Source organism: Ensifer sp. 22460, from assembly GCF_052044935.1.
Taxonomy (GTDB): Bacteria; Pseudomonadota; Alphaproteobacteria; order Rhizobiales; family Rhizobiaceae; genus Ensifer.
The window spans coordinates 332,527-338,853 of sequence record NZ_JBQENZ010000003.1 but is presented as its reverse complement, the minus strand read 5'-3'; the positions used below and the strand labels follow the sequence as shown (position 1 = coordinate 338,853).

The 6,327-nt window shown below is 55.9% G+C and carries 9 protein-coding genes; 6 read left to right on the top strand and 3 right to left on the bottom strand.

The features are described 5' to 3' along the window. Positions 1-116: 116 nt before the first annotated feature. The 5 genes from tnpA to ACTJKM_RS05850 all read left to right on the top strand — a co-directional run bounded on the left by tnpA (position 117) and on the right by ACTJKM_RS05850 (position 3,527). Positions 117-470, top strand: a complete 354-nt coding sequence (gene tnpA, locus ACTJKM_RS05870) for an IS66-like element accessory protein TnpA (protein WP_440660025.1) — start codon at positions 117-119, stop codon at positions 468-470. Then, positions 467-814 carry an IS66 family insertion sequence element accessory protein TnpB gene (gene tnpB, locus ACTJKM_RS05865; protein ID WP_018240454.1) on the top strand — a complete coding sequence of 116 codons (348 nt, stop codon included), beginning with the start codon at positions 467-469 and terminating at the stop codon, positions 812-814. Before tnpA ends, tnpB begins: the two co-directional genes overlap by 4 nt. Before the next feature lie 72 nt (positions 815-886). Further along, positions 887-2,452 (top strand): IS66 family transposase, encoded by a 1,566-nt coding sequence (tnpC, locus tag ACTJKM_RS05860; protein WP_440660024.1) that lies wholly within the window; start codon positions 887-889, stop codon positions 2,450-2,452. After that, positions 2,452-2,757 carry a hypothetical protein gene (locus tag ACTJKM_RS05855; protein WP_440660022.1) on the top strand — a complete coding sequence of 102 codons (306 nt, stop codon included), beginning with the start codon at positions 2,452-2,454 and terminating at the stop codon, positions 2,755-2,757. The genes tnpC and ACTJKM_RS05855 overlap by 1 nt, the downstream gene beginning before the upstream one ends. Positions 2,758-2,831: 74 nt before the next feature. Beyond that, positions 2,832-3,527 (top strand): DNA adenine methylase, encoded by a 696-nt coding sequence (locus ACTJKM_RS05850; protein ID WP_440660021.1) that lies wholly within the window; start codon positions 2,832-2,834, stop codon positions 3,525-3,527. A gap of 8 nt (positions 3,528-3,535) precedes the next feature. On the opposite strand, the gene ACTJKM_RS05845 is transcribed toward ACTJKM_RS05850, so the two are convergent. Together ACTJKM_RS05845 and ACTJKM_RS05840 are read right to left on the bottom strand one after the other, a co-directional pair. Next, a complete protein-coding gene (locus ACTJKM_RS05845; protein ID WP_440660020.1) occupies positions 3,536-4,180 on the bottom strand; it encodes an SLATT domain-containing protein in 645 nt (214 codons plus the stop codon). Further along, positions 4,158-5,039: an SMODS domain-containing nucleotidyltransferase gene (locus ACTJKM_RS05840; RefSeq protein WP_440660018.1), complete on the bottom strand. Its 882-nt coding sequence runs from the start codon at positions 5,037-5,039 to the stop codon at positions 4,158-4,160. The genes ACTJKM_RS05845 and ACTJKM_RS05840 overlap by 23 nt, the downstream gene beginning before the upstream one ends. A gap of 189 nt (positions 5,040-5,228) precedes the next feature. Here ACTJKM_RS05840 and ACTJKM_RS05835 point away from each other — a divergent pair, with 189 nt between their 5' ends. Further along, a complete protein-coding gene (locus ACTJKM_RS05835; RefSeq protein WP_440660017.1) occupies positions 5,229-5,567 on the top strand; it encodes a hypothetical protein in 339 nt (112 codons plus the stop codon). Positions 5,568-5,654: 87 nt separating this feature from the next. Here the strand turns inward: ACTJKM_RS05835 and ACTJKM_RS05830 are convergent, their stop codons facing one another. Then, on the bottom strand, positions 5,655-6,245 hold the full coding sequence (locus tag ACTJKM_RS05830) for a hypothetical protein (RefSeq protein ID WP_440660016.1): 591 nt from the start codon (positions 6,243-6,245) through the stop codon (positions 5,655-5,657). Positions 6,246-6,327 lie beyond the last annotated feature (82 nt).

Sequence of the window (6,327 nt, the reverse complement as noted above, 5' to 3'; positions counted from 1 at the left end):
TCGTGAGCGTCCGGTGAGCGGATTTTGCTGAACGAGCCAGTTAGGCGATGTTCTGGCATTAGAACCAGCATTAGTGCTGGCACTAATATCAGATCTGAGAGGTTGGCATGGCTCGCATGGAGATCATTTCCGGCGTTGAGCGTAGGCGGCGGTGGTCGAAGGAAGCGAAGCTGGCGATATTGGCTGAAGCCGATCAACCGGGCGTTCGCATTGGTGATGTCGCTCGTCGCCATGACATTTATCCTGCGCAGATCCGTTTATGGCGGAAAGCGCTTAGCCACTTCGATGTGTCAGCAACGTTCCTTCCGGTCCACCTGGTCAACGAAGTAAGCCTCGGGCAGATGCCGGCGGCCGGCGGGGCGCCCGCGCTTATCAAGATCCAGCTACGAAATGGTCGCAGTTTGAAAGTTCCGGCGGACATTGAACGCAAGACGTTGTCATCGTTGATCGCGTGTGTTGAGGCTGCATGATCGGGCCGACAGGAAATGTGCGGGTCTACTTGGCTTGCGGGGTGACCGATATGCGGCGCGGTATCGATGGTCTGTCTGCTATGGTCGAGGCGGTGATCAAGGAAGCGCCGGGTTCCGGAGCGATCTTCGGCTTCCGTGGAAAGCGCGCCGACCGGATCAAGCTTCTATGGTGGGATGGCCAAGGGTTCTGCCTGTTTTACAAGATTCTCGAGCGCGGATACTTTCCTTGGCCGACGGCGAAAGATGGTGTTGCGCATCTGACGCAGGCTCAGTTGTCGATGCTTGTTGAGGGGATTGACTGGCGCCGACCAGCGTGGACTTCCGCCCCTGGCCGCACGGGTTAAAAGCTATATTTTACAGGCACATCCGGGGCAAAACGCTAGTGCTTTCGCTGCAAATCGGCTATGTTTTTGGGCATGAAAGCACCGCCGCTGGACAGTCAGGACGAGCTATTGGCATTGCGCGCGCTCGTCGCAGAACAGGCGGCGAAACTCAGCGCACAAGAAGCCGAAGTCATCAAACGCGACTCGATCATCGGCCTTCTGCGCGCGCAGTTGGAACTGCTCCGACATCGGCAGCACGGCGCATCCTCGGAAAAGATCGATCGGAAGATTGAGCAATTCGAGCTGATGCTCGAGGAGATCGAGGCTTCCCGCGCCGAGGCTGATGCTCGTTCCGGAAAAGGCCTGCTGCCAGATCTGGATGATACCCCCGACAAGCCGAAACGCAGACCTCTGCCGGATGGCCTTCCAACTGAAGAGCGGGTGTACACAGCGCCCTGCAGTTGCCCGACTTGTGGTGGCATGTCGTTCCTGAAGGCGGCCGACAAGGTGGTCCAGGTGATGGAGCATGTGCCGGCTTCGGTGAAGATCGTCCGGCATATCGAGAAGCGCATGGTCTGTAAGGACTGCGACACGACGGTATCGGGTGAGATGCCGAGCTTGCCGATCGAGCGAGGGAAACCTGGACCAGGACTGCTCGCACACATCATGGTCGCCAAATTTGACGATCATATCCCACTCTATCGTTTGTCCGAGATGTACGACCGGCTGGGGATAGACATCTCCCGGTCTGTCATGGCGGACTGGGTTGGCCGTGTGTCCGTTCTGCTCTCGCCCCTCATCTTGCTGATCAGAGCCCATATCGCCGCGGTCGACCGAGTACACACGGACGATACGCCGGTCGATGTTCTCGATCCAGGACGAGGAAAGACGAAGACCGGCAGGGTCTGGGTCTATGTCTTCGACGGCAGCGGCTACCAGGATCCCACGCCCGGAGCGATCGCCTATTACTATAGCCCCGACCGAAAGGGCGTGCATCCGGCTGAACACCTCGCTGACTTCAGCGGCGTAATGCATGCGGATGGCTATGCTGGCTATAGCAAGCTTTACGGCAACCAGATCATCGAAGCCGCCTGCATGGCGCATGTTCGCCGCAAGTTCCATGATGTGATCAAGCTCAAGCCATCTCCGATCGCCGACGAGGCTCTGTCGCGCATCGGTGCACTCTACGATATCGAGGATCGTATCCGCGGCATGTCTTCCGACGAGAGGCGAACACTGCGCCAGCAACACGCCAGACCCATTCTGGCGGACCTCAAGGCTTGGATTGAAACGTCGCTTTCGACGCTGCCGCAGAAACAGAAGCTTGCCGAAGCGATGCGATACGCTCTCTCGCGATGGGCAGCTTTGAGCGTCTACATTGACGATGGCCGTGTCGAAATCGATAACAACATAGCTGAGCGCGCTATGAGGCCACTCGGAATTGGAAGAAAAAATTGGCTCTTTGCTGGGTCAGACAAGGGCGGCGAGCGCATCGCCAATATCCTGACCATCATCGAAACAGCTAAACTCCATGGCCACAATCCAGAGACCTATCTGGCAGACGTCCTGACCAGGATCCAGAGCCATCCCAAGGATCGACTTGCGGAACTGCTCCCGTGGCAGTGGACTCCGGCAAAAGACCGGTACGAGGCTGCGTGATGGCACGCTCAAGGATCATCTATACCCTCAAACAGGTCGCTGAGATGATCGGCGAGAACCTCGAGTTGATCGAAGAGGTGACCGCCAACTCGGATAATATCAGCGAAGGCGAATTGCTTTATGTCCGCGACGGCAGCGAATACGGCACAAAGGGCCTGACCGAGAACGGCGTGGACGAGCTCCAGAATCTCCTCGCCGACATACGGACATGGGATGGTGGAATCCGCCAGTTTCTCGTCGATGAACAATGCGATCCGGATGTGGTCGACCGCGTAATGGCAGACGAGATGAAACGCGACCTATAATATCGGCCTCTCGACCAAGCGAAAATGCCTTCGCCGGACGCTCACATACAATCTATGCCGAGCCTTTTGTCGGCATGGGCGGCGTGTTCTTGCGCCGATCGCTGATCCCGAGGGCGGAAGTGATCAACGATCGCTCCGGAGACGTGATCACGCTCTTTCGCATCCTGCAGCGGCACTACCCGCAGTTCATGGAGGTGATGAAGTTTCAGCTGACCTCTAGGCGAGAATTCGAACGCCTCGCTGCAACCGACCCTTCGACATTGACGGACCTCGAACGCGCTGCGCGCTTTCTCTACCTTCAGCGCCTGGCGTTCGGTGGCAAAATCACAGGCCGAAACTTCGGCGTCGATACAAGCGGCCCGGCGCGCTTCAACATCGGCCGGCTCGGCATCGTGCTGGAGGAAGTGCACGAGCGTCTGGGTGGCGTGGTGATTGAGAACCTCGACTGGCGGGAATTCATCGATCGCTACGACCGGCCTGGCGTGCTCTTCTATCTGGACCCGCCGTATTTCGGCAACGAGGGCGACTATGGCAAGGACGCCTTCACCCGCGATCGGTTCGCAGAGATGGCAGATCGGCTGGCGACGATCAAAGGGCGCTTCATGATCTCACTTAACGATCGGCCGGAAGTCCGCGAGATCTTCTCGGCGTTTCCGATCGCACGCGTAGATTTGACCTACACTGTCTCTGGAGGTGTTGGAAAAGACGTCGGGGAGGTGGTGATTATGGACGGGAAGGAGCCTGCCGTGGCGAACCTGCCGTTGGCATAAGGCCGGCTTTAACGAGTGTCATTTTCGGCTTCCGCAACTGCATTTGTGGCTGCGGAGGCCGGGGCAGCAATGGGTCGACCACCTCGGCGAAGGCTATCTGGAAGCATTAAATCAAGTTCGCGTTCGGAGAACATTAGATCCTCATTGTTTTTAAGTGCGTTCTGGGCCTTCCCGTACGCTTTGCCGTTCGTGTGCGGTGCACCGTGATAAATCTTGTGAAGGGAGGCTTGGAGCTTATCACGGCGGCTGCGCAATTGTTCGAGCGGGATACTGGCGTCGAAGATATCGGTGAGGAGACTTAGGTACGCTTCGCGAATGTTCCAGATGTCGGAGGCGGCTTCGCGATGCCTCTGGGCAAGCGCGCCGGGGTCCATGTTCTTGAAAAACGCATTGAGGATCAAACTACTGACTGAAAGCAACGCCGTAGCGTATTTGGCGAAGATCGATCCCTTGTCAAAGACCACGCCTACCGCGCCAATCGTCACCAATGCGGAAACGATAATGTTCGCCCACTTGCCACGGGCTTGACGCAAGCTTAACGCTTCCGCCATCTTTTCGTGGGTTTTGTGCGTGTAAGCGCAGCGGCCGTAGCACTCGCGAATTTGAGATTCGAAGCCAAATCGCTCCGGATCAAGCGGGGAAGGTGCTACCAAAGATTAGCCTCCATTTCGCGCGCCGATCGCGCCCGTCCGGCGCATTGGTCATGTCGCAAGCTTCGACTGCGTAATCGTAATCTATCTTTGCTTTATCAACGAACGCACCCGTTTTGTGGACGGATTGTCCACTTCCCGGCATCTTCCAGTACTGTTGGGTTTTGTCCTGATTGGACAAGAACTGCAGGAAGTCTCTCGCCATATAGTCATGGTACAGGAAGGACTTATCCCGGTGTGCCCAGTTGCCCATAAACTGGTACGCAAGGGTATCAATTAGAGCGCCCGACATTCCAGCATTGTTGTGATCGCGCCAAACACGCATCATCCGGCAGAGGTGCTTCAGGTTGCCGTTGCTTTGCTTATTGCGATCGTCAATTGCCTTAAATTCTGACCGTGGATCGCACCTTCTCCAGCTACCTCCGTTGTTTGAGTCCGGATAGGTCCAAGTACCCGCCTGGTTATCAAAGGCAGGCAGGATTTCGAAAGTCACCCCGTCATTGAAGTTGATAACGACTACTTGACCATCTCCACCTACGGCGGAAGTAGAGTAAGTATTTTGAAGGCTGTTTCGAACCGCTTGCAAGAGGGCAGATTGGCCGTTGGAGTTGTACGCATCGTACTTGTAATAGACTGCGGCCGGCAACAGGAACCCGACATCTAGGTCGCTTAGACCCTTCGCGGCAGTATCACGACCATAAGATCCGACGTACAGACTGTGTGCGGTTTCCGAGTCTGTATTCCAGAAGTCCTTGTTCAATCTGGACGTTATTCGCCGATATCGCTGGGATATAGAGCTGATCTGCTCTTTGCCGATGTTATAGTTGTCTTTGAACCGAGTGAACTCTTCTGCTACGCCCATGTTGCCTCGCTGCCCGTTCTGCAACTTAGAGATACGGACGGTTGCGACGCTTTGCAATGGGTGGCTTGGGCCACAAAAAGGGCAAATCGAAAGCGGAGGGGCGCGTGTTCGCGGGTCTTCGGGGGCCACCAGTTGTTGCGCCCGGTCCTTGCATCTGGCAGGTTCCTCTCGGAAATGAGGGGGGGCTCCGTGAAATACTCGTTCTATGCCTTGGCTATTATTGTCGCTGCGACTGCGAATGACGGGCACGCTTCGGACGCCGATAGAAAGACCTGCGCTTCTGTAGGCAATATTGCCGAATCGGTGATGAAGCGGCGCCAGGAAGGACTCTCGTTACAAAGTACGCTCGAGGCGGCGAAGACAGGCGCTTCGGAAAAGACCTATGCCGTAATGGAGGATATGATCATCGCGGCGTACGAGGTACCGGTGTACACTGTGGACAGCTACAAAGAACGGGCCGTGGGTGAGTTCAGAGACGACCGACAGCTTCAATGTATGAAGATACTTAGGGCAGCGGAGCAACCCTAGAAACTGATCCGTAGACAGTTGATGGCCCCGTTTCCGGGGACGCAACGGTCCTCCGCTACCACTTGGTGAGAAACCGAGTCACCCGGGTCAATGAAATCGGGCGCAAAGCCGATCCATCAGACTACGCGAGGCATTCGGAAACTGAACTGCGAGGTGGTCGGCGGTGATCTTTGCAAATGGTAAGCCGGTCTCTTCGCGCAAGTTCCTGATGCCCTCCCTCATCCCCTCTAAAGAGTGGGTCTCAACGAGTTCCTCCACAAGGCCGAACGCGTCTCGATACTTACCGACAAGCATCTCCTTGAAATCGAAATCAGGAAATTCTCCGCGGTAGAACATTTCAGATAGATAGATCTTTGCGTGTTCTGCGAGGCCCTCTTCGAGAACGGTGGCTTGGTGGGGCGGCTGGCCATTCGGCATGAGGCAATGCACCAGTTCATGGGATAGGTGAACCAATCGCGCGAGCGGTTCATTCGCTTGATGAGAAGGTAGCAGGACTGCAACCTTGAACTGATTGTAAGGCAAAGGGTAGATCGTTACGGGCGTACGTTCGTCATGGAAAAAGACGCCGACGATGCTTACTTCGGAATGAAAAGCACCAAACAGGTTTGCAACTAAAGTCCTGATGGCCGAAACCTCTCGATCGTCCATTCTAGAGAGGTGCGCAAAGCTGTGCAGCATGAAGTCCCATTCTGCTTGTTTCGAATGCCTGAGATATGATCGGCCAAATTCAGGGGGCGTCAATGTGTCTTCGTTTGTCCTG